Source organism: Sphingobium yanoikuyae (assembly GCF_013001025.1).
GTDB lineage: Bacteria > Pseudomonadota > Alphaproteobacteria > Sphingomonadales > Sphingomonadaceae > Sphingobium > Sphingobium yanoikuyae_A.
Genome location: NZ_CP053022.1, coordinates 248,207 through 269,132 on the forward strand (window position 1 = coordinate 248,207; position 20,926 = coordinate 269,132).

Annotated in this window: 21 protein-coding genes and 2 pseudogenes; 16 read left to right on the plus strand and 7 right to left on the minus strand. The window is 65.5% G+C overall.

What is annotated here, in order from left to right; all coding sequences use genetic code 11:
• Positions 1-80 precede the first annotated feature (80 nt).
• The 4 genes and pseudogenes from HH800_RS26430 (at position 81) to fabI (ending at position 5,186) form a co-directional block, all read left to right on the plus strand.
• A pseudogene (locus HH800_RS26430) lies at positions 81-1,802 on the plus strand (PHA/PHB synthase family protein).
• A 3-nt stretch (positions 1,803-1,805) separates the two neighbouring features.
• Positions 1,806-3,233: a bifunctional enoyl-CoA hydratase/phosphate acetyltransferase gene (locus tag HH800_RS26435; protein WP_017501312.1), complete on the plus strand. Its 1,428-nt coding sequence runs from the start codon at positions 1,806-1,808 to the stop codon at positions 3,231-3,233.
• Positions 3,226-4,416: an acetate/propionate family kinase gene (locus tag HH800_RS26440; protein ID WP_026109209.1), complete on the plus strand. Its 1,191-nt coding sequence runs from the start codon at positions 3,226-3,228 to the stop codon at positions 4,414-4,416. Before HH800_RS26435 ends, HH800_RS26440 begins: the two co-directional genes overlap by 8 nt.
• Positions 4,413-5,186, plus strand: a complete 774-nt coding sequence (fabI, locus tag HH800_RS26445) for an enoyl-ACP reductase FabI (RefSeq protein WP_021245226.1) — start codon at positions 4,413-4,415, stop codon at positions 5,184-5,186. The genes HH800_RS26440 and fabI overlap by 4 nt, the downstream gene beginning before the upstream one ends.
• Positions 5,187-5,213: 27 nt before the next feature.
• Here the strand turns inward: fabI and HH800_RS26450 are convergent, their stop codons facing one another.
• Complete coding sequence (locus HH800_RS26450; RefSeq protein WP_169863484.1) at positions 5,214-5,633, minus strand: hypothetical protein; 420 nt, start codon at positions 5,631-5,633, stop codon at positions 5,214-5,216.
• A 275-nt stretch (positions 5,634-5,908) separates the two neighbouring features.
• Here HH800_RS26450 and atpD point away from each other — a divergent pair, with 275 nt between their 5' ends.
• The 10 genes from atpD to HH800_RS26500 all read left to right on the plus strand — a co-directional run bounded on the left by atpD (position 5,909) and on the right by HH800_RS26500 (position 14,146).
• Positions 5,909-7,321, plus strand: a complete 1,413-nt coding sequence (atpD, locus tag HH800_RS26455; protein WP_017501316.1) for a F0F1 ATP synthase subunit beta — start codon at positions 5,909-5,911, stop codon at positions 7,319-7,321.
• Entirely contained in the window at positions 7,318-7,728 is a 411-nt protein-coding gene (locus tag HH800_RS26460; RefSeq protein ID WP_017501317.1) for a F0F1 ATP synthase subunit epsilon, read from the plus strand. Before atpD ends, HH800_RS26460 begins: the two co-directional genes overlap by 4 nt.
• On the plus strand, positions 7,725-8,000 hold the full coding sequence (locus tag HH800_RS26465; RefSeq protein ID WP_017501318.1) for an AtpZ/AtpI family protein: 276 nt from the start codon (positions 7,725-7,727) through the stop codon (positions 7,998-8,000). Before HH800_RS26460 ends, HH800_RS26465 begins: the two co-directional genes overlap by 4 nt.
• Complete coding sequence (locus tag HH800_RS26470) at positions 7,997-8,263, plus strand: ATP synthase subunit I (protein WP_017501319.1); 267 nt, start codon at positions 7,997-7,999, stop codon at positions 8,261-8,263. Before HH800_RS26465 ends, HH800_RS26470 begins: the two co-directional genes overlap by 4 nt.
• Entirely contained in the window at positions 8,260-8,961 is a 702-nt protein-coding gene (locus tag HH800_RS26475; protein ID WP_017501320.1) for a F0F1 ATP synthase subunit A, read from the plus strand. The genes HH800_RS26470 and HH800_RS26475 overlap by 4 nt, the downstream gene beginning before the upstream one ends.
• Positions 8,958-9,200: a F0F1 ATP synthase subunit C gene (locus HH800_RS26480; RefSeq protein ID WP_017501321.1), complete on the plus strand. Its 243-nt coding sequence runs from the start codon at positions 8,958-8,960 to the stop codon at positions 9,198-9,200. Before HH800_RS26475 ends, HH800_RS26480 begins: the two co-directional genes overlap by 4 nt.
• 1 nt (position 9,201) lies before the next feature.
• Positions 9,202-9,951, plus strand: a complete 750-nt coding sequence (locus tag HH800_RS26485) for a hypothetical protein (protein ID WP_017501322.1) — start codon at positions 9,202-9,204, stop codon at positions 9,949-9,951.
• Positions 9,935-11,455 carry a F0F1 ATP synthase subunit alpha gene (locus HH800_RS26490; RefSeq protein ID WP_017501323.1) on the plus strand — a complete coding sequence of 507 codons (1,521 nt, stop codon included), beginning with the start codon at positions 9,935-9,937 and terminating at the stop codon, positions 11,453-11,455. Before HH800_RS26485 ends, HH800_RS26490 begins: the two co-directional genes overlap by 17 nt.
• Positions 11,452-12,300 (plus strand): F0F1 ATP synthase subunit gamma, encoded by an 849-nt coding sequence (locus tag HH800_RS26495; protein WP_017501324.1) that lies wholly within the window; start codon positions 11,452-11,454, stop codon positions 12,298-12,300. The genes HH800_RS26490 and HH800_RS26495 overlap by 4 nt, the downstream gene beginning before the upstream one ends.
• A gap of 79 nt (positions 12,301-12,379) precedes the next feature.
• Positions 12,380-14,146, plus strand: a complete 1,767-nt coding sequence (locus HH800_RS26500) for an oleate hydratase (RefSeq protein ID WP_169863485.1) — start codon at positions 12,380-12,382, stop codon at positions 14,144-14,146.
• 143 nt (positions 14,147-14,289) lie between these two features.
• Here the strand turns inward: HH800_RS26500 and HH800_RS26505 are convergent, their stop codons facing one another.
• From HH800_RS26505 to HH800_RS26525, 6 genes and pseudogenes are all read right to left on the minus strand, one after another.
• On the minus strand, positions 14,290-14,910 hold the full coding sequence (locus tag HH800_RS26505; protein ID WP_021245235.1) for a response regulator transcription factor: 621 nt from the start codon (positions 14,908-14,910) through the stop codon (positions 14,290-14,292).
• Between the two features lie 344 nt (positions 14,911-15,254).
• The gene (locus HH800_RS26510; protein WP_140159542.1) at positions 15,255-15,530 is read right to left on the minus strand and encodes a hypothetical protein; all 276 of its coding nucleotides are present in this window, start codon (positions 15,528-15,530) and stop codon (positions 15,255-15,257) included.
• A pseudogene (locus HH800_RS29655) lies at positions 15,504-15,699 on the minus strand (hypothetical protein); the annotation flags it as partial. The gene HH800_RS26510 and the pseudogene HH800_RS29655, both read right to left, overlap by 27 nt.
• Positions 15,700-15,868: 169 nt before the next feature.
• Positions 15,869-16,753, minus strand: a complete 885-nt coding sequence (locus HH800_RS26515) for a ribose-phosphate pyrophosphokinase (protein ID WP_017503370.1) — start codon at positions 16,751-16,753, stop codon at positions 15,869-15,871.
• A complete protein-coding gene (locus tag HH800_RS26520; protein ID WP_004212749.1) occupies positions 16,750-18,288 on the minus strand; it encodes a thymidine phosphorylase family protein in 1,539 nt (512 codons plus the stop codon). The genes HH800_RS26515 and HH800_RS26520 overlap by 4 nt, the downstream gene beginning before the upstream one ends.
• A complete protein-coding gene (locus HH800_RS26525; protein WP_169863486.1) occupies positions 18,285-19,733 on the minus strand; it encodes an MBL fold metallo-hydrolase RNA specificity domain-containing protein in 1,449 nt (482 codons plus the stop codon). The genes HH800_RS26520 and HH800_RS26525 overlap by 4 nt, the downstream gene beginning before the upstream one ends.
• A 252-nt stretch (positions 19,734-19,985) precedes the next feature.
• Between HH800_RS26525 and HH800_RS26530 the strand changes: the two genes are divergently transcribed.
• Positions 19,986-20,249 (plus strand): DUF2933 domain-containing protein, encoded by a 264-nt coding sequence (locus tag HH800_RS26530; RefSeq protein WP_004212752.1) that lies wholly within the window; start codon positions 19,986-19,988, stop codon positions 20,247-20,249.
• Positions 20,246-20,926, plus strand: a complete 681-nt coding sequence (locus HH800_RS26535; protein ID WP_004212753.1) for a methyltransferase family protein — start codon at positions 20,246-20,248, stop codon at positions 20,924-20,926. The genes HH800_RS26530 and HH800_RS26535 overlap by 4 nt, the downstream gene beginning before the upstream one ends.

Genomic DNA, 20,926 nt, shown 5'->3' on the forward strand with positions numbered 1-20,926 from the left:
AGAGGCTTCCTGCGCTTCAGGGCTTGTTGCACCGCAGCAGGAGCGAAAATGTGCAGAGTCGAAGCAATATCCCTGACCCGTTGGACGGTCTGGCCACGACGCTGGATCGGTCGAGCTTCGCCGCCATCGCGCAGCTGACTTCAGGCCAGTCGCCCGCCACTTTGGCGCAGTCTTTTTCCGACTGGTGGACGCACATTCTCTGCTCGCCAGGCAGGCAGCTGCAGCTCGCCGCCAAGGGCGGGCGCAAGCTGATGCGGCTCGCCGACTATGCCATGCGCAGCGCATCCGGCAGCGATCCCGAGCCGGCGATCGATCCGCTGCCCCAGGATCGGCGCTTCGCCGACGCAGCCTGGAAGCGCCATCCGTTCGACCTGATCGAGCAGGCCTTCCTGCTCCAGCAGCAATGGTGGCATGCCGCGACGACCGGCGTGAGCGGCGTCACCGGGCACCACGAAGCGATCGTCGAGTTCGCGACCCGCCAGATGCTCGACATGGTGTCCCCGACCAATTTCATCCCGACCAACCCCGTGCTCCAGCAGCGCATCCTCGAAACCGGAGGACAATGCCTTGTCGAGGGTGCGCGATTTTTTTGCGACGACCTGGAACGCCTGGTACGCGGGGAGCCCGCAGCGGGCACGGAGGCCTATCGGGTCGGCGAGAAGGTCGCAGCCACGGCTGGCAAGGTCGTGTTTCGCAACAGGGTCATGGAACTGATCCAATATGCGCCCGCAACCGAGACGGTGCGTCCGGAGCCGATACTGATCGTGCCGGCATGGATCATGAAATATTACATCCTCGACCTCTCCCCGGAAAATTCGCTCATCCGCTGGCTGGTAGGGCAGGGCTACACCGTGTTCTGCATCTCCTGGCACAATCCCGACAGCGCCGACCGCGATCTCGACATGGAGGATTATCGCCTGCTTGGGCCGATGGCCGCCGTGGATGTCATCCAGGCGATTACCGGCACCGAGAAGATCCACGCGGCCGGCTATTGTATCGGCGGCATGCTGCTCGCCATCACCGCGGCCGCGATGGCGCGCGATGAAGATAAGCGTCTGGCGAGCGTCACGCTGTTCGCCGCCCAGACCGAGTTTAGCGAGCCGGGCGAACTTGGCCTGTTCATCGACGAGGCGGAAATCAACCTGATCGATGCGATGATGTAGGCGCGCGGCTTTCTCGACAGCAGTCAGATGGGCGGCGCCTTCCAGATGCTGCGATCCAACGATCTGGTCTGGTCGCGCATCCTCTCGACTTATCTCATGGGCGAGCGCGAGCCGATGACCGACCTCATTGCATGGAATGCCGACGGCACCCGCATGCCCTATGCCATGCACGCGCAATATCTGCGGCGCTTGTTCCTCGACAATGACTTGGCCGAAGGGCGCTACGAGGCCGGCGGCCACCCGGTCTCGCTCTCGGGGCTGCGCATGCCGATCTTCATGGTGGGCACGGAAACCGACCACGTCGCGCCGTGGCGCTCGACCCACAAGCTCCACATGCTGACGGGCGCGGAGATCCGCTTCGTGCTGACGAGCGGTGGCCACAATGCCGGGATCGTCTCCGAGCCCGGGCATCCTCATCGCCACTTTCGCGTCGCGACACGGATGCAGGATGGCCCGGCGCCAGGTCCCGATACCTGGCTGGAGCGGGCCGAGCTGCGCGAAGGGTCGTGGTGGCCGGAATGGAGTTCATGGCTTGGATCGCACTCGGGCAAGGCGGCCGCCCCACCGTCGATGGGCGCGCCCGAACGGAACTATCCGCCGCTCGGTGATGCCCCCGGGCGCTACGTGCTGGAGCGCTGAGCCATGGCCACCGCCAACCTCATCGAGAACCGCACGTTCGACGAGATCGCCGTCGGCGACACGGCCAGCCTCACCCGCACGCTGACCGCCGACGACATCCAGCTCTTCGCGGCGGTGTCAGGCGACGTGAATCCGGCGCATCTCGACCCTGTCTATGCCGAAACGGACATGTTCCACAGGGTCATCGCTCATGGCATGTGGGGCGCGGGGCTCATCTCGGCGATCCTGGGAACCGAGCTGCCAGGGCCCGGTGCGATCTATCTCGGCCAATCGCTTCGCTTCACCCGCCCGGTGGGCGTCGGCGACACCATCACGGCCTGCGTCACCGTCGCGCAGAAGCGCGCCGAGCATCATGTCATCGTTCTCGACTGCACCTGCGTGAACCAGAAGGGCGAGACCGTCATCAGCGGCCAGGCCGAGGTCAAGGCGCCCACCGAGAAAGTCAGCCGGCCCCGCATGCCGCTTCCCGACGTGCGGATCGCCAGCCACGACCGCTTCCGCCAGTTGATGGCGCGCGCCAAGGACGGATCTGCGTGCGTCACGGCCGTGGTCCATCCGTGCAGCGCCGACGCCATGCGCGCAGTGGCTGAGGCCGCCGACGCCGGCATCGTCGTTCCGATTCTCATCGGCCCTGCGGCGCGTATGACGAATGCGGCGAAGGACGCCGGTGTCGATATTGCGGCCTTCCGGGTGATCGACGTCCCGCACAGCCACGCCGCCGCCGCCGAAGCCGTCGCGCGCGTGCGGGCCGGCGAAGCCGCGCTGCTGATGAAGGGCTCGCTTCATACTGACGAGCTCATGGGCGCGGTCGTATCGTCCGACACGGGCCTTCGGACCGAACGCAGGATCAGCCACGCCTATGTGATGGACGTGCCCGGCTATCCGCGCCCGCTCATCATCACCGACGCCGCGATCAACATCGAGCCGACGCTTGAGGACAAGGCCGACATCGCGCGCAACGCGATCGACCTTGCCCATGTGATCAGGATCGAACAGCCCAGGGTCGCGATCCTCGCCGCCGTCGAAACGGTCAATCCGAAAATGCGCACCACATTGGATGCCGCGGCGCTCTGCAAGATGGCGGACCGGGGCCAGATCGAAGGCGCGCTGCTCGATGGCCCGCTCGCCCTCGATAATGCGATCAGCGAGGCGGCCGTGCGCGAGAAAAGTATCGTCTCGCCGGTCGCCGGCCAGGCGGACATCCTGCTGGTGCCCGATCTGGAGGCCGGCAACATGCTCGCAAAGCAGCTGACCTTCCTGGGCGGCGCCGATGCCGCAGGCGTGGTGCTCGGCGCGCGCGTTCCGATCATCCTCACCAGCCGGGCAGACAGCGTGCGCACGCGCCTCGCCTCCTGCGCGCTCGCGGTGCTGCTGGCGCGGGCTGCGACCAAGGCGGCTCCCGGCGTTGCGGGACAGCGCCGCGATGGCTGAAATCCTATGCCTCAACGCCGGTTCGTCGAGCCTTAAGTTCGCGCTCTACGCCGAGCCGGGCACTGATGAGCCCTCTTTGCTGGCGAGCGGCAAGATCGAGAATATCGGCCTTGAGCCGCACCTGATCGCGCGCGATGCGAAGGGGGATGTCCTTGCCGAGCGGCGCTGGACGAAAGACGGCACGATCACGCACGAGACGCTGCTCGAGGATTTGCTGCGGGAGATCGAAGCCTCGGTCGGCGACGATCTGATCGCGGTAGGACATCGGATCGTTCATGGCGGCACCGACTATTCAGCGCCGGCGCGGGTCGACGCGCCACTCCTCGCCGCGCTCGAGGCGCTTTGCCCACTGGCGCCATTGCATCAGCCCCATAATCTCGCCGCGGTCCGCGCCGTCTCCAGGCTGCGCCCCGCTGTGCTGCAAGTCGCCTGCTTCGACACCGGCTTCCATCATGGCCAGCCCCCGATCGCGACGCGCCTCGCGCTGCCGCGCGCGCTTGGCGAAGAGGGCATGCGGCGCTACGGTTTTCACGGCATCTCCTACGAATATATCGCGCGGCAGCTGCGTTTGATCGATCCCGATACAGGCGGTGGCCGCACGATCGCCGCGCATCTCGGCAACGGGGCCAGCCTTTGCGCGATGGCCGGGGGGCGCAGCATCGACACGACGATGGGGTTCACCGCGCTCGACGGGCTGGTGATGGGCACGCGCTGCGGCGCGCTCGACCCGGGCGCGGTGCTCTATCTTTTTCAGCAGAAGGGCATGACGGCGCGCGAAGTCGAGCATCTCCTCTACAGCGAGTCCGGCCTTTTGGGCGTGTCCGGCATCTCCAGCGACATGCGCGCGCTTCTCGGCAGCGAAACGCCCGCCGCTGGGGAAGCGATCGAGCTCTTCGTCTGGCAGATCGCGCGCCAGGCCGGCGCTCTCGCGTCCTCGCTCGGGGGTCTCGACACATTCGTGTTCACTGCCGGGATCGGCGAGAATGCGCCTGAAATCCGCGCCCGCGTCGCCGGTCGGCTCGGCTGGCTCGGCGTGGACCTCGACGCGGACGCGAACCTCCGAGGAGATGCAGTCATCAGCGCGCCGTCCAGCCGTGTCGCCGTCCGCGTCATCCCGACCGATGAGGAGAGGATGATCGCCATCCACACCGCCGATCTTCTGCGTGAGGAGCCGAAACCATGAAACCTCTCGTCGATCTTACTGGCAAGCGCGGCCTGGTGATCGGTATCGCCAACGCGCATAGCATCGCGGCGGGTTGCGCCCAGGCCTTTCACGACTGTGGCGCGAGACTGGCGGCGACCTATCTCAACGGAAAGGCCGAGCCGTTCGTGGCGCCCGTCGCGGAGACCCTGGGAGTCGAATGGCTCGCCGCGTGCGATGTCCGGGTGCCGGGCGAACTGGAGGCCCTGTTCGAGCGGGTGAAGTCCGAATGGGGCGGCCTCGATTTCCTGCTTCACTCGATCGCTTTCGCGCCGAAGGAGGATTTGCACGGCCGCGTCGTCGACAGCTCGGCCGAAGGCCTCGCGCTGGCGATGGACGTCTCGTGCCACAGCTTCCTGCGCATGGCGCGTCTCGCCGAGCCGCTGATGTCGGATGGCGGCTGCCTGCTGTGCGTCACCTTCTACGGGTCGGAGCGGGTGGTCGAGCACTACAACCTGATGGGGCCGGTCAAAGCGGCCCTCGAAAGCGCGACCCGCTATGTCGCGGCTGAGCTTGGCCCCAAGGGCATTCGCGCCCATGCGATCTCGCCAGGCCCGATCGCGACCCGCGCTGCCAGCGGCATCGACCGCTTCGACGAGCTGCTCGAACGGGCCGCGGCGACGGTCCCGCAGCACCAGCTCGTGACCATCGAGGATGTCGGAGGGCTCGCCGCCTTTCTGGTGAGCGATGCCGGCCGCCATATCACCGGCACGATCATTCCGGTCGATGGCGGTCAGCACCTGCTCGGCTAGGGCGGCTCGCCGCGATCGGGGGCTATCCTATTTGTCGCTGGTGGCCTGCTTCTCGCCGTCGCCCGGGCTTTTCTGCCCGAACCATGGTCCGACAATGGCAGCAAAGGCATCCAGCGCCCCGGGAGCCGTCGGAGCGCTCGCGACGGCCTGCCAGGCCTGCTGCCATTCCTCGAACGCCGATCTTGTGCCGGCAATCATATGCTCGCGGACCGTGGCCATGTCCTCGAACAGTGCCCGCGGTCCGGCCGGGCTGACCGCGCCGGCGTCCGACGTCTTGTCCGTCGCGCCCGCAATCGAGGCACGCGCCTCTTCGGCGAAGCGGCCGGCGGCGCGGTTGCCGACCTCGAGCGACTCTTCGCCACCTTTCCGGGCGACTTCGGCGAGCTTCAGCATCAGGCCGACATTCGCTTTGGCGAGCGCGGCGAATTGATCAACGGGATAGGGCATGAAACGGTGAACCTTTCTCTTCGCGTTTGAGCTCTGGCATATCGGGCATAGCGCCCTGGCCTGAGGCCCATCGCGTCGCGCCGCCGTTATTCGGCGAGGCTGAATCAGAGAGAATCGGTAACTCTACGTATGCCGAATCTGCGGCTTGCCTGCGACGCTCAGCCAATGCACTTTTGGCTTGTCGTCCATGTCGTGCCCGCGGGCAGCGACTTCTACCCGTCCCGTCATGATCGCGGCACGGTCGGGCATGATTATGGTCTGACCCGGCAACCGGCATGGGCGTGATACCGTCCATAGCCAGGCTCGGCCGGATTGCGGCGCTGCGCGGTCCCGTCCTCGACGTCGAGTTCGACGAAGGGCCGCTGCCCGCGGTCAATGAAGCGCTGCGCGTCGATGCGTCGTCAGGCCCGCTGGTCGCGGAAGTGCAGAGCCATATCGATGACCGCACCGTCCGCGCCGTCGCGCTTCAGCCGACCTCCGGTCTCGCTCGGAATGTCGGCGTGATGGCCTTGGGCGCCCCCATCGCGGTCCCGGTCGGAGACAAGGTTCTGGGGCGGCTCCTTACGCCGACCGGGCAGGTGGGTGACGGCGGCGCGCCGCTTGGGCCGGATGTCCCATTGAGGCCCATTCACCGCGCCCCCCCGCCGCTCGACGAGCAGAGCGCGGCGACGGCGATGTTCGAGACTGGCATCAAGGTCATCGATCTGCTCGCGCCGCTCGCCCAGGGTGGCAAGGCGGCAATGTTCGGGGGCGCGGGGGTGGGGAAGACCGTGCTGGTGATGGAACTCATCAACGCGATGGTCGCGCGCTATGAAGGTGTTTCCGTCTTTGCCGGCATCGGCGAGCGATCGCGCGAGGGCCATGAGCTGCTCACGGACATGCGCGGCTCGGGCGTGATCGACAAGACCGTGCTCGTTTTCGGGCAGATGAACGAGCCGCCGGGCGCGCGCTGGCGGGTAGGGCTGACCGCGCTCACCATCGCCGAACATTTCCGCGACGAGCAGAAGCGCAATGTCCTGCTGCTCATGGATAATGTGTTCCGCTTCGTCCAGGCCGGCAGCGAAGTCTCCGGCCTGCTCGGACGCATGCCTTCGCGCGTCGGCTACCAGCCGACGCTGGCCAGCGAAGTGGCCGCGCTGCAGGAGCGCATCGCCTCGGTGCATGGGGCGGCGGTGACCGCGATCGAGGCGGTCTATGTGCCCGCCGACGATTTCACCGACCCTGCGGTCACCGCCATCTCCGCCCATCTCGACAGTTCCATTCTGCTCTCGCGCGCCATGGCGGCCGAAGGCATCTATCCCGCGGTCGATCCGCTGGGATCGTCGTCGATCCTGCTCGATCCGCAGGTCGTGGGCGATCATCATTACGCGCTCGCCCAGCAGGTCCGGGAGACGATCGCGCATTATCGCGAGCTTCAGGACATCATCTCGCTGCTCGGTATCGAGGAACTGGGCCGCGAGGATCGGCTGATCGTCGGCAGGGCGCGGCGGCTGCAGCGCTTCCTGACCCAGCCCTTCATGGTGACCCAGGCCTTCACCGGGCAAGCCGGCCGTTCTGTGGCGCTGACCGATACGCTGCAGGGCGTCGCGGCCATCCTGGCCGGCGAGACCGACGACTGGCCCGAGAGCGCCTTCTACATGGTGGGCGATATTGAAGAGGCACGCTCTCGCGTGGGGGAGGGCGCATGAAGCTGCGGATCACCGATCCGACCGCGATCCTCGTCGACACGGACGTCAGGTCGGTTCGCGCCGAGGATGCCAGCGGCAGTTTCGGCATCCTGTCGGGCCACGCCGATTTCCTGACCGCGCTTGGCGTCTCGATCGTCTCCTGGCGGGGCCTCGATGGCGCTCCCGGCTATTGCGCGGTGCGCAACGGCATTCTGACCGTGAGCCACGGCACGGAGGTCGCGGTCGCGACGCGCGAAGGCCATGTCGGCGATGACCTCGGAACGCTCGAGCATGACGTGCTCGCGCGCTACCGCGAGCGCGACGAGGGCGAACGATCCGAACGGACCGCGTCGGCGAAGCTCAGGATGCAGGCGATCCGCCATATGGTCGAGGCCCTGCAGGGTGGTGGCCGGGAGCTTGGTCTGTGACCGCGGACAAGCCCGAGCAGCCGATCGTCGAAGCCATCCGGACCCGCGCGGAACGGCGGCGGCTTGCGCAGCGGCTTCCTTCCGTCGCCCACAATCTCGGCCAGATCGGCGTGCTCGGCTGGCAGATCGTCCTGCCCGCGCTGGTCGGTCTCGCGATCGGCCGCTGGCTCGACCACCGGCTGGATAGCGGCATCTTCTGGACCGCGCCGCTCCTGCTCGTCGGGCTCGCCCTCGGCTGCTGGTCGGGCTGGCGCTGGATGCACCGGCAATGAGCCAGCTCTCCCCCATCCTGTTCCTGGCCCTCGGATTTGCGGTCGGCCTCGCCCATTTCGCGGCCATCGCCAGAGAAGCCGACCTCGTCACCCATGGCGGCCCGGCATCGCGCGCGATCCTGCTCAGGCTCGGGCGTCTCGCCGTCACTATTCTGGTTCTCGTCATCGCCAGCCGGCAAGGGTGGCCGGCGCTTCTTGCCGCTACAACCGGCTTCATGGGCGGGCGCCAGATCATGCTCCACCGGCTCGGAGGCGCCCGATGAAATTCGCGTCACCACTTGAAAGCCATGTGCTGTTCGCGATCGGTCCGGTGCCGATCAGCCAGCCGGTCGCCACGACCTGGGGCATCATGGCCGTCCTTACAATCGGAAGCTGGTTGCTGACCCGCCGCCTTGCGTTCCGCCCAACCCGAGCCCAAGCGGCGCTCGAGCTGGTCGTCGAGACCATCGCCGGCCAGATCCGCGAGACGATGGAGGCGGAGCCGCGGCGTTATCTGCCGCTGATCGGCACGCTGTTCCTGTTCCTGCTGGTCGCCAACTGGTCGTCGCTGATCCCCGGCGTCGAGCCGCCGACCGCGACCCTCGAAACCGACGCGGCGCTTGCGCTGATCGTCTTCGGCGCAACGCTCTGGTTCGGCGTCCGCGCGCTCGGGCCCAGGGCCTATCTCGCGACCTTCGCACGCCCCTCGATCCTGCTCGCCCCGCTCAATATCGTCGAGCTCTTCACCCGCAGCTTCTCGCTGATGGTGCGCCTGTTCGGCAACGTCATGAGCGGCGTCTTCATGATCGGCGTCGTGCTGAGCCTCGCCGGGCTGCTCGTCCCGATCCCGCTCATGGCGCTCGAAATGCTGACCGGCGCGGTCCAGGCCTACATTTTCGGCGCGCTCGCCATGGTCTTTATCGGGAGCGCTATCAGCGAGAACGGCGCCCGCCCGCCATCCAAACAGGAGTCCCCCGCATGAACTGGATCCATCTCGCCAGCATCCTCGGCGCCGCTTTCGCGATCTCGATCGGCGCAATCGCCCCGGCGCTCGGGCAGGGCAGGGCCGTCGCCGCCGCGATGGACGCGATCGCGCGCCAGCCCGAAGCCGCCAACACCGTCTCGCGCACGCTGTTCGTGGGCCTCGCGATGATCGAGACGATGGCGATCTACTGCCTCGTGATCGCGCTGCTGCTGCTCTTCGCCAACCCGTTCGCCTGACATGCGGATCGACTGGTGGACGCTCGCGCTGCAGGCGGTCAATGTCCTCATCCTCGTGTGGCTGCTCGGACGCTTCCTGTTCCGTCCGGTGATGGATGCCATCGCTGCCCGCCAGGCATCGGCCCAGGCGCTGCTCGACGAAGCGCGGGAGGCAAAGGACCGGGCACAGGCCGAAGCGCAGGCGCTCAAGACGCAGAATGACGGCTTCGTCGCGGATGCGGCGGCTCGCCGCGCCGAGATCCGGACCGAGGCCGAAGCGGAGCGCCAGCGCCTCCTCGCGCAGGCCAGGCTCGAGGCGGACGCCGTCGTCGAGCAAGGCCATGCGGCGATCGATGCCGAACGCGGGCGGGTGGCGGCGCAGTGGCGGGAAAAGGCAGCGAGCCTCGCCGCCTCGATGGCAGGCACGTTGCTCGCTCGTCTCCCGCCCGAGCAGACGGTGCAGGCCATGGTCGACGCGCTCAAGGCGCGGCTCGGGGACCTTTCCGAGGCGGATCGCCGCAGCCTGGCGGCCGCCGGGCCCGTCACCGTCGCGACGCCCGCGCCGCTGACGGCCGATCTGCAGACGCAGGTAGCGCGCGCGCTTGGCGAAATCCTGCCGGATACCGCGACCCCGATCTTCGCGGTCGATCCAGATCTCATCGCCGGCGCGGAGCTTCGCACGCCCCACGCCGTCGTGCGCAACAGCTGGCGCGCCGATCTCGACGCCATGGTGGAGAGCCTCAATGAGGACAATCATGCCCGGATCGCCTGAAGACTGGCTGACGCAGGCCCAGAGCTGCATCGCGCGCGCCAATCTCGGGCCGCGTGTCGATGCAATTGGCCGGGTGGAATCGATCGGCGACGGCGTTGCCATGGTCTCGGGCCTTCCGGACTCGCGCCTCGACGAATTGCTCTATCTCGCCCGGGGCCAGATCGGATTCGTCCACACGCTCGACCGGGACCGGATTGGCTGCGTGCTGCTCGACGATGCCGCACAGGTGGAGGCAGGAGACACCGTAACCGGCTCGGGCGAGGTGGTGCGCGTGCCGGTTGGCGAGGCATTGCTTGGCCGAGTCGTCGATCCGCTCGGCCGTCCGCTCGATGGGGGCGCGCCGATCCGGGCCAGGCGCTTCGATCCTGTCGAACGGCCGGCGCCGGCGATCATCGAACGCGACCTCGTCGTCCAGCCGGTGCAGACCGGCACGCTCGCAATCGATGCGATGTTCGCCATCGGCCGGGGGCAGCGCGAACTCATTCTCGGTGACCGCGCCACAGGCAAGACGGCGCTCGCGGTCGACACGATCATCAACCAGCGCACCAGCGACATGATCTGCGTCTATGTCGCGATCGGCCAGAAAAGCTCGGCGGTCGCGCGCGTGGTCGATCAGGTGCGGCGGCATGGCGCGCCGGACCGCACCATCTTCGTCGTGGCGAGCCCCGCCGCGGCGCCGGGGCTGCAATGGATCGCGCCGTTTGCGGGCTTCACGATGGCCGAGTATTTTCGCGATGGTGGCGGCCATGCGGTGGTGGTGCTCGACGATCTCACCAAGCATGCCGCGACCCATCGCGAGATCGCCCTGCTGACCGGACAGCCGCCCGGGCGCGAGGCCTATCCCGGCGACGTCTTTTTCCTCCATTCCCGCCTGCTCGAACGTGCGGCGCGTCTCTCGACGGAGAAGGGGGGCGGTTCGCTCACGGCTCTGCCGATCGCGGAGACCGATGCCGGCAACGTCAGCGCCTATATCCCGACCAATCTGATCTCGATCACCGACGGTCAGATCATTCTCGACGCGAAGCTGTTCGCGCAGGGGCACAAGCCCGCCATCGATGTGGGCACGAGCGTGAGCCGGGTCGGCGGCAAGACGCAGCTTCGCGTCCTGCGCGACGCGAGCGGGACCATGCGCCTCGACTATGCGCAGTTCCTCGAGCTCGAGATGTTCACCCGCTTCGGCGAGCAGCCCGAGCCGCGTGTCCGCGCCCAGATCGAACGGGGCAAGCGCTTGCGCGCCTTGCTCGTGCAACCGCTGTCGAGTCCCCTACGGGTCGTCGACCAGGTGGCGCTGGCCGTGGCGCTCGGCGAAGGGTTGCTCGATGGCATTGCGGTCTCGGAGATACCGTCGCTCCGCGCGCGGCTGCCCGCCTGGATCGACGATCACGTCCCCGATCTATGCGCGCAGATCGAGCGGACTGGACAGATCGACACCGCGCAGCGGTCCGCTCTGATAACGACGGTGAAAGCGCTGATCGAAAGCCAGCCGGCCGGTTCTGCATCATGAGCGATCGCCTCGCCGAGATCGGCCAGCGGATCGAGACCGTCCGCCAGCTCGGTGCGGTGGTCAACGCCATGCAGGGCATCGCCGCGCAGCGGGCGCATCAGGCGCGCGCGCTGCTGCCTGCGGTGCGACGCTATGCGGAGACCGCCCGCACCGCCATTGGCCAGGCGCGCCGCCTTGACGAGCCACTGGCGCGTTTTCCGGCGCGGGCGGTCGGTGGTGCGAGAGGCGGCCTTATCCTGTTCGGTGCGGAGCAAGGCTTTGCCGGGGCCTTTCCGGAGCAGCTGCTCGACGGCGCCGCGGCCGACATGCAGGACAGGCATATCCTTCTGATTGGCGCGCGCACGGCCACGCTTGCGGCCGAGCGCGGTCTGCGCATCGCATGGAGCGCGAGCATGCCGAGCAAGGCCGATGCGCTGCCCGCACTCGCGACAAGCATCATCGACGCGCTGTACGACTATCTGGACGAGACCGGCGCGGTGCCCATCACCATGGCTTATCCGGTCTGGAGCAGCGGCAAGGGCGTCTCGATCGTGCGCGCGAGCCTCCTGCCGCTCGACCTCGACACTTTCCCCGCGTCCACGGCGGATTTGCCGCCGCTCGTCAATATCAACGCGGCGGACCTCATCGGCGACCTGACGGTAGAATATGTCTTCGCCCAGATCTGCGCGGCTGCGGTCGAGACGTTCGTCGCCGAGAACGAGGCACGGCTGCGCACCATGGCGACCGCCCGCAGCCACATCGATCGCAAGGGCGAGGCCCTGCGCCTCGAGGAGCGCCTCACGCGTCAGGATCAGATCACCAGTGAAGTCGTCGAACTGAGCGGCGGGCGACATCGGCGAGAATGAATGCAGGGCAGGCATTTCTGCTGTGCAGCAAGAAACCGCAGAACCGCCATTGTCGTCGGGATCGAAGAGGGAGTTCGTCATGCACTATAGTAGCGGGAATTACGAAGCTTTCGTGCGGCCCCGCAAACCTGAGGGCGCCGACAGGAAGACGGCCTGGTTCGTCGGCTCGGGTCTTGCGGGACTGGCAGGCGCGGCGTTCCTGATCCGCGACGGCGGCGTCGCCGGCGAGCATATTACCATCCTTGAGGAGTTGCATATTCCCGGCGGCGCGCTCGACGGCCTCGACGTCCCCGAAAAGGGGTTCGTCATCCGCGGAGGGCGCGAGATGGAGGAGCATTTCGAATGCCTCTGGGATCTCTATCGCTCGATCCCGTCGCTGGAGATCGAGGATGCGAGTGTGCTCGACGAATTCTACCGGCTCAACAAGGACGATCCGAATTTCTCGCTGCAGCGCGTCACGCAGAACCAGGGCCAGGATGTGCCCGACAAGGCTTTGCTGACACTCGGCGATCGCGCGCGAAGAGATCTGATCTCCGTCTTCCTCGCGACGCGGGAGGAGATGGAGAACAAGCGGATCAACGAAGTCTTCGGCGATGATTTCCTCAGGAGCAACTTCTGGCTCTACTGGCGCACCATGTTCGCCTTCGAGGAATGGCATTCCGCGCTCGAGATGAAGCTCTATCTGCATCGCTTCATCCACCATATCGGCAGTCTGGCGGATTTTTCCTCGCTCAAGTTCAACCGCTACAACCAATATGAATCGATGGTCCTGCCGTTGGTCAAATGGTTGCAGGATCGCGGTGTGAGATTTCGCTACGGCGTCGAGGTCACCGACGTCGATTTCGACATCCAGCCCGGCCGCAAGCAGGCGACCCGGATTGCCCGGATCGAAAACGGCGTCGAAGGCGGCGTCGATCTCGGCGCCGATGATCTCGTCTTCATCACTATCGGATCGCTGACCGAAAATTCCGACAATGGCGATCATCATACACCGGCCAGGCTGAATGAGGGGCCGGCGCCGGCCTGGGACCTGTGGCGCCGGATCGCGGCCAAGGACCCGGCCTTTGGTCGTCCCGACGTGTTTGGATCCCATATCCCGGAAACCAAATGGGCGTCGGCGACCATCACCACGCTCGACGCGCGCGTTCCGGCGTACATTCGCAAGATTGCCAAGCGCGATCCGTTCAGCGGCACGGTGGTGACCGGCGGCATCATCACGGTCAAGGACTCGAGCTGGCTGCTGAGCTGGACGGTGAGCCGGCAACCCCACTTCAGGAAACAGCCGAAGGACCAGATCGTCGCCTGGTTCTATGCCTTGTTCGTCGACCGACCCGGCGACTATGTGAAGAAGCCGATGCAGGACTGTACGGGCGAGGAGATCACGCAGGAATGGCTTTATCATCTCGGCGTGCCGGTCGAGGACATCCCCGGCCTCGCCGCGACGGGGGCGAAGACCGTGCCGATGATGATGCCCTACATCACCGCCTTCTTCATGCCGCGCCAGGCCGGCGACCGGCCGGACGTGGTGCCCGAGGGCGCGGTCAACTTCGCCTTTGTCGGCCAGTTTGCCGAGTCGAAGCAGCGTGATTGTATCTTCACGACGGAATATTCGGTGCGCACGCCGATGGAGGCCGTCTACACGCTGATGAAGGTCGAACGCGGCGTGCCCGAAGTGTTCAACTCAACCTATGATATCCGCACGCTTCTGGCCGCAATCGGGCCGCTCAGGGATGGCAAAGGGATCGACATTCCCGGCCCGTCCTTCCTGCGCAAGCTGTTGATGACGAAGCTTGAAGGCACAGAGATCGCCCAGCTGTTGGAAGAGTTTCATCTCCTTTCGCGATAGCAATCAAGCGCGACCCTTCGCCTGGGCTCACGAAAATTCCGCCAAAAGCTGATGAACAACGTCGATGCATCCCGGCAGGCACTATGTCCGCGCCATCAGGTGACACGCAGAGATTCAACCGCAGCAGCCCTGGCCGCCTTTACCTAAAGCGGCCTTCCCATTCCAGCCGCAAAGGCGATCCGCAAGGTTTCGGCAAGGGTACGGACTCCAAGCTTGGACATGATGCTCGCGCGATGGACTTCGACCGTCCGTGAAGAAATGCCCAGATCATAGGCGATGGTCTTGTTCGGAAGGCCTTGCGCAAGGCCTTCGAGAACATCCCGTTCGCGCGGTGTCAGTAGATCGACCTGTCGGCATGCCTCGGCTTCTTCGAGAGCGCGCCCCTCGGCCGTGTCGATGCGCGCGAACGCTCGGTCTATCGCATCGAGCAGCAGCGGCCGTTCGATAGGTTTGGCCAGGAAATCGACAGCACCCGCCTTCATCGCTTGGACAGCAAGCGCAATGTCTCCGTTGCCGGTCAGCATCACCACTGGCATGCTTATATCCATCTGCGTCAGCGCTGCCTGGACCTGTAGACCGTTCATGTCCGGCATGTGCATGTCGAGAACGATGCTACCTCTTTCAGCTTCATCTGCAATTTTCAGAAAGTCGACTCCCGAGCCATAGGTCTCGACGGCAAATCCCGCTGTTCTTAATGTGAATCCTACAGCTTTCCTGATTGTTTCTTCGTCATCAATGACATGAACGACGCGCTTGCTCTCCATGGCCCCCCGGACGTGTTGGCATTGCTGCGCACCCCAGCGGGCACAGCTTCAAAGGGGAGACCTTCTACGGGTAGGACCATGGTCCAAGGTCAAGGCCGAAATACCGCCGCATCACAACAGGCAAGGCAGGTGCTCGGCGAGAGGGGGGTAAGCGACCCGGCATCATGTGCCGAACTTTGCGAGATGACCGCTCTTGCGAACGGGGCGGCGCTCCCTCTGGTCTCCCGGCGGCAAGGCGCCGCAAGACGCTGCCGCCGGGAGTGGGCACGCCTCTTGGGGGATGAGCGCGCTGGTTGCTCCTAAGCTCGACGCGTCATGTTGTCATGGCAAGAAGCTGATAATCGCTATTCTGTGTCAGCAGCGCGCCGTAACGCCGATGTCCGGGGCGGATCGCAGCTCCGCTCGCGCGCCGCTACGGCACGGCGAATCCGATTCAGCACGAACCGGTGATCATAGGGTTTTGAGATCGAAGGCTGATCATCGCAGAGATCGCCCGCCTTCCGTGTCGCAGTTTCGATATTCCCGGCGAGGATGGCACCGATACCGGGTTGTTCCTGACGAACCAAGGATGCCAGGCCCGCGCCGCGCTCAGCGCGATCGAGCCAGCGCAGCGCTGCCATCACATCGTCGACCGGCACCGGGATGCTGGCGGGCGACGGAGGGCCGGTTGGCCCTCGACGGCGGAGCGATCGGACGCCCAGGATGCAAGGATGGCGGGCTTCACTTCGGGCTCAAGCTGCGGGTCCGAGCAACGATGAAGGGATCAAGGAAAGAGCGTGTGTGCGACATGACATATCCTCCTTTCCTGCCGCGACTTTCTCCGAAAGCGAAGTTCCCGGAAGATTGGTTCGGGCTCGTGTAGGGTCAATGGATGGGAATGCGCCCGGCGTTTGCCGGGCGTTCGTTTTCATCGTGCATTGAGCATTGAGTACTGAAGAACTGACGCGCAGCGCACCGTTCAAATTCCGTGACGAACGGCCTCCGCAATCGCCGGCATCACGTCGATATCATTAGAGGTATGCGCAACAGCGTTCGTGCTCACGATCCTCTCGACGAGCCCACCCAGGACTTGCGCTGCATCGCCGGCAAAAAGCGGATGCACGACCACGCAATCCGGTCGCGCGAACCCCATGCCGACCAGTTGGCGCGCCGCCTCGGTGAGGGTCCGACCGGATGAGGCGATATCGTCGACCAGCACCGGCTGGCGATCGAGAAACGCTGGGGCATTCGGAATCGAGATGGTGACGTGACGGTCGCCGGATCGGATTTTCTCGCACACGAGAAACGGAGCATCGGCATCGGCCGCCACCTGCGAGACCCACTGTTCGCTTTCCAGGTCCGGACCGATGATCAGCGGGCGAGCGACATTGCGCTTGATCCACGAGGCCAAAAACGGCGCGGCATGAACAACCTGGGTTGGGATGCGGTAGATTTCCGACAATTCATGGTAGCGATGGAGATGCGGATCGACCGTCACCAGCCAGTCGAGATGGCGAGACAGGATCGCAGCAAAGGTTCGCGACGTCACCGCCTCGCCGGCATGGAAGCGTATGTCCTGGCGCATGTAAGCGAGGTAAGGGGCGACGAGCCCGATCCTGCGAGCGCCAAGATCGCGCGCGGTGTCGGCTGCGAACAGCAGCGGCAACAGCTTGGCGTCCGGATGATCGAGACTGGACAGCAGGATGACCTCGCGGTCGCTGACGTCGTTTCCGACCCTGAGATAGGTTTCCCCGTCAGGAAACTGACGATGCTCGATCGTGCCGACCTCTGCATCGAGCGCGGCGGATAGCGGCTGTGCCAGGGCCTCGCTGCCAGGCAGCGCGAACAGGACGGGACGGTTCATAGCGCTTCAATCCCGAAGATCGGCCCGTCGCTCACGGCATAGGCCGCCGCATAGTCGAGCTCGCCCGGGCTCTCGGCATGAATGCTACACAAGGGAGCCCCGGCATCCACCATCTGGTTCAGCCGACACTGCAGTGCGACGCCAGCGGCCTTGGCCACCGGCGCGCCGGCGAGCTTCGCGACCGTCGCGAGCTTGCGATTGTCGATACTCACCAGGCGGCCGCTATAGGGAGCGATCATATCCTGCTGAAACCGGGCGACCGGTGGAGCCCGCATGCCGCCCTGCGCTTCGCAGATACGTTGGAACTTGGCCCAGGCCCCGCCGCTTTCGAGACACGCCCGCGCACGCGCATAGCCTTCGCCGGCCGGGGCCGCGTCAGCGAGCTCAAGCAGTCCTCCCGCCAGCTCGCAGGCCCGGTGGGCGAGATCCTCGGCGCCCGGCTGCCCCTGGAGGACGGCAAGGATATCCTGCGCCTCGAGCGCCGGGCCGATGCCCCGTCCGATCGGCTCCGCGCCGGGGCCGCGCATCACGCGCGTGCGAAGCCCGAAGGCTTGGGCGACCGAGCTCAGCGCGCGCTCGAGCGTATCGGCGGCATCGGTTCCGCGTACCTTGGCGGTCGGCCCGACCGGGATATCGATGACCAGATGGGTCGCACCGGCCGCGATTTTCTTGGACAGCACCGAGGCGACCATCTGCCCTACGGCATCGATATCGAGCACTCGTTCAACGCCGATGATCACATCGTCGGCCGGGCTGAGATTGACGGCGCCGCCCCAGGCGATGCAGCCGCCTTCGCGCTCGACCACCTTGCGGATGGCGGAAACGTCGAGGTCGACAGGTGCAAGCACCTCCATCGTGTCCGCCGTGCCGGCCGGCGAGGTGATCGCCCGCGACGATGTCTTGGGCATGATCAGGCCCTCCGCGGCCATGATCGAGACGATGATCGGCGTGGTGCGATTGCCCGGCAATCCACCGACGCTATGCTTGTCGACGATGACCGCTCCGGACCACTGCAATCGCTCGCCGACATCGACCATCGCCCTGGTCAGGCTGATCGTTTCGTCCGTATCGAGCGGGACCGCTGAGCATGCCGTGATGAACGCCGAGAGATGGACATCGCTATAGCGTCGCTCGGCGATGTCGGTCATGATCGCTGAAAAAGCCCCTTCACTGAGACGATTGCCATAGATGCGCCGACGCACTTCGGCGAGCGAGGCGAGAGGCTGGGCGTGCGCGATCTCGACCGGATCGCCCTCGCTGACGCCGAGCCGCCGCCATGCGGATTCGGACAGGCCGATCTCGCCGGGCGCTGGAGCCTCCGCGGAACTGTGCAGCAGCGAGACGACGATTTCCCGCCCGCCGGCGTGCAGCGCGACCTGCGCGCGCGACGCGAGACCTTCCGAGCGGCAGACGGGACAGTCTTGGCGCATGACCGCGATCAGATCACCTCCGGCAGCCGACAGGCCGAGGCGGTGTGCCCGCAGCGTCGTCGCGACAGGCTCTACTTCGGCGTCCTCGATGATCCCGGGCTTCACGCGAGCATGCCCCAGCTACCCAGCGCCGGTACGCTGCATGCCCAGCCCAGATCCTCCGAGACACGCTTCGCCAGGACCTGGGCGCCGGTCGGCTCGCCATGCGTGACATAGACATGGCGCGGGGGCTCTTGCAGCGACCCGAGCCAGCGCATGAGCTCGTCGCTGTCGGCATGCGCCGAAAGCATCGTCAGGTTGGCGACATCGGCTTCGACCGGGATATACTCGCCGTGGATCTTGATCGTCCGGGCGCCCCCGATCATGGCGGCGCCGCGGGTGCCCGCCGCCTGGAAGCCTGAGAAGAGGATGAGGTTCTTCCCATCCGGCGCGAAGCGCTTGAGATGGTGGAGCACGCGGCCGCCCGTTGCCATTCCACTGGCCGAGATGATGACCTTGGGAGCGGGGTTGGCGGTGAGTTCCTTGGATTCCTCCACTTCGCGCACATAGTGCGCGACGCTGCACGCCGCTTCGCACTCGGCGCGGGCCAGGCGATGCTCGTCCATGAAATCGCACATCAGCCCGCTCGCGTTGATCGCCATCGGGCTGTCGAGGAAGATCGGGATGTCGCGGAGGCGTCCCTGCGCGCGCAGACGCGAGAAATGATAGAGAAGCGACTGAACCCGTCCCACGGCGAAGGCCGGAATCACCACCGTCCCGCCTCTCTCGACGCATCGTTCGACATGATCTCCAAGCGTCTTTGTCGGATCGACCTGCTCGTGGCGCCGATCGCCATAGGTCGATTCCACTAGGACATAGTCGGCGCGCGCGGGCGGCTCGGGATTCTTCATCACCGCATCGCCGTAACGGCCGATGTCGCCTGAGAAGAGGATTGTCCGCCCCTTCCAGTCGATCTCGATCGACGCCGCGCCGAGGATGTGGCCGGCGCGATGGTAGCGCACCCTGATGCCGTCCGTGACTGCATGCCACGCTCCGAACTCGATCGGGCGGAAGAGCTGCAATGCCAGACGCGCGTCGGCCTGGGTGTAGAGGGGCAGCGCCGGCTGGTGCCTGGAGAAGCCGTGCTGGTTGGCGAACTCCGCATCCTTTTCCTGCAGATGGCCGCTGTCGGGAAGAAGGAGCTCGCACAGGGCCGCGGTCGCCCGCGTGGCAAGGACGGTCCCGTCCCAGCCCAGGCGCGCCATGCGCGGTAGTGCGCCCGAGTGATCGAGATGGGCGTGGTTCAGCAGCACCTGGCCGACATCCGCGACTTCGGGTGGGATCGATGCCCAATTAAGGCGGCGCAGATCCCTGGGTCCCTGAAACAGGCCGGAATCGACCACGATCTGAGTTTCACCATCGTCCACCAGATAACGCGACCCTGTGACCGTTCCCGATGCGCCGAGAAAGGCAACGCCGAGACCATCGGCCGGGCGCTTGGCCAGATCGATCCTTGCTTCACGCTCGAAGATGGTCACGCGGGAATGGTGCCGTTTCTTTCTCTTTTGCATGGACGCGGGCCTGCCTCTCACGATTATGTTCGTGAGCGCAGCATTGGTTCGCGGACGCCGCACGCCTATACGCAAAATCCGCAGCACGACTGCTGCTCCCCGACAGCTGCGTCGCCCGAACGCCGATGGCCGATCCCATCGATCGCCTTACCCATGCCTGCGCGATGCCCGGGGGACTTCGGTCTCTACTTATACCTTGCTCCTTGGACTCGAGCCTATGCTGCCCGGACGTTGACCAGAAGAGGACGGCATATGGGCGAACATGACCATCGCATGCGCAAGCGCGGCAAGATCGTTCTGATCGGCTTCCTGCTCGTCGCTAGCTTCTTCCTCCTCACCGAGTATACCGCGCACTTCCTGGGTGTGCTGCCCTATCTCATCCTGCTCGCCTGCCCGCTCATGCACCTGTTCATGCACCGCGGCCATGGTGGGCATCAGCATGGCCATGAGCCCGGTCAGGCACCCGCCGGCTTACCGGCCAATCCCAACGGCCGCATCGAAGGAGAGTCGCGATGACGCACGCCGACTATGGCTATGGTCTGTGGGGGCTCGCGCTGGTTAACGCCGCCGTTTTCATCCTCTTTGCGTTCAGCTTCTTCAAGCCGGCAACTAAACGAGACTGGCGCAGTTTGGGGGCGTTCAGCGCTTTCATCATAGCGCTCTTCGCGGAAATGTATGGCTTCCCGCTCACGATCTTCGTGCTTTCGGGGTGGCTCCAGTCGTATTTCCCCGCTGTCGACTGGTGGAGCCACGATGCTGGACATCTCCTGGAGATGATGTTCGGCTGGCGAGTTAATCCCCATTACGGTCCATTCCACATCGCCAGCTTTGTGCTGATCGGCGTGGGTTACTGGCTGATCTCGGTTGCATGGACGGCCCTTCACTTGAGTCAGCGCAAACACCAATTGGCCCTTACTGGGATTTATGCCCGGATCCGGCACCCGCAATATGTCGGCTTCATTCTCGTCATGCTCGGCTTTTTGCTACAATGGCCGACCCTTTTGACCCTTGCTATGTTTCCGGTGCTCGTCGTGATGTATATTCGGCTGGCTCGGCATGAGGAAAAGGAGGCGCTAGCCAGCTTCGGCGAGGTTTACCGCGATTATATGGCTCGCGTGCCCGGCTTCATTCCGAATCTGACAATCCATTCGCGTCGAAGAAGGCCATGGCGATCCTTTGACGGGAATGGCTGA

What these genes read in the sequence shown, in the direction of transcription:
- HH800_RS26435 (WP_017501312.1), top strand. Translation starts at nt 1,806, where the DNA reads ATGGCCACCGCCAACCTCATCGAGAACCGCACGTTCGACGAGATCGCC.
- HH800_RS26440 (WP_026109209.1), top strand. Translation starts at nt 3,226, where the DNA reads ATGGCTGAAATCCTATGCCTCAACGCCGGTTCGTCGAGCCTTAAGTTC.
- fabI (WP_021245226.1), top strand. Translation starts at nt 4,413, where the DNA reads ATGAAACCTCTCGTCGATCTTACTGGCAAGCGCGGCCTGGTGATCGGT.
- HH800_RS26450 (WP_169863484.1), bottom strand. Translation starts at nt 5,633, where the DNA reads ATGCCCTATCCCGTTGATCAATTCGCCGCGCTCGCCAAAGCGAATGTC.
- atpD (WP_017501316.1), top strand. Translation starts at nt 5,909, where the DNA reads ATGGGCGTGATACCGTCCATAGCCAGGCTCGGCCGGATTGCGGCGCTG.
- HH800_RS26460 (WP_017501317.1), top strand. Translation starts at nt 7,318, where the DNA reads ATGAAGCTGCGGATCACCGATCCGACCGCGATCCTCGTCGACACGGAC.
- HH800_RS26470 (WP_017501319.1), top strand. Translation starts at nt 7,997, where the DNA reads ATGAGCCAGCTCTCCCCCATCCTGTTCCTGGCCCTCGGATTTGCGGTC.
- HH800_RS26475 (WP_017501320.1), top strand. Translation starts at nt 8,260, where the DNA reads ATGAAATTCGCGTCACCACTTGAAAGCCATGTGCTGTTCGCGATCGGT.
- HH800_RS26480 (WP_017501321.1), top strand. Translation starts at nt 8,958, where the DNA reads ATGAACTGGATCCATCTCGCCAGCATCCTCGGCGCCGCTTTCGCGATC.
- HH800_RS26485 (WP_017501322.1), top strand. Translation starts at nt 9,202, where the DNA reads ATGCGGATCGACTGGTGGACGCTCGCGCTGCAGGCGGTCAATGTCCTC.
- HH800_RS26490 (WP_017501323.1), top strand. Translation starts at nt 9,935, where the DNA reads ATGCCCGGATCGCCTGAAGACTGGCTGACGCAGGCCCAGAGCTGCATC.
- HH800_RS26495 (WP_017501324.1), top strand. Translation starts at nt 11,452, where the DNA reads ATGAGCGATCGCCTCGCCGAGATCGGCCAGCGGATCGAGACCGTCCGC.
- HH800_RS26500 (WP_169863485.1), top strand. Translation starts at nt 12,380, where the DNA reads ATGCACTATAGTAGCGGGAATTACGAAGCTTTCGTGCGGCCCCGCAAA.
- HH800_RS26505 (WP_021245235.1), bottom strand. Translation starts at nt 14,910, where the DNA reads ATGGAGAGCAAGCGCGTCGTTCATGTCATTGATGACGAAGAAACAATC.
- HH800_RS26510 (WP_140159542.1), bottom strand. Translation starts at nt 15,530, where the DNA reads ATGGCAGCGCTGCGCTGGCTCGATCGCGCTGAGCGCGGCGCGGGCCTG.
- HH800_RS26515 (WP_017503370.1), bottom strand. Translation starts at nt 16,753, where the DNA reads ATGAACCGTCCCGTCCTGTTCGCGCTGCCTGGCAGCGAGGCCCTGGCA.
- HH800_RS26525 (WP_169863486.1), bottom strand. Translation starts at nt 19,733, where the DNA reads ATGCAAAAGAGAAAGAAACGGCACCATTCCCGCGTGACCATCTTCGAG.
- HH800_RS26530 (WP_004212752.1), top strand. Translation starts at nt 19,986, where the DNA reads ATGGGCGAACATGACCATCGCATGCGCAAGCGCGGCAAGATCGTTCTG.
- HH800_RS26535 (WP_004212753.1), top strand. Translation starts at nt 20,246, where the DNA reads ATGACGCACGCCGACTATGGCTATGGTCTGTGGGGGCTCGCGCTGGTT.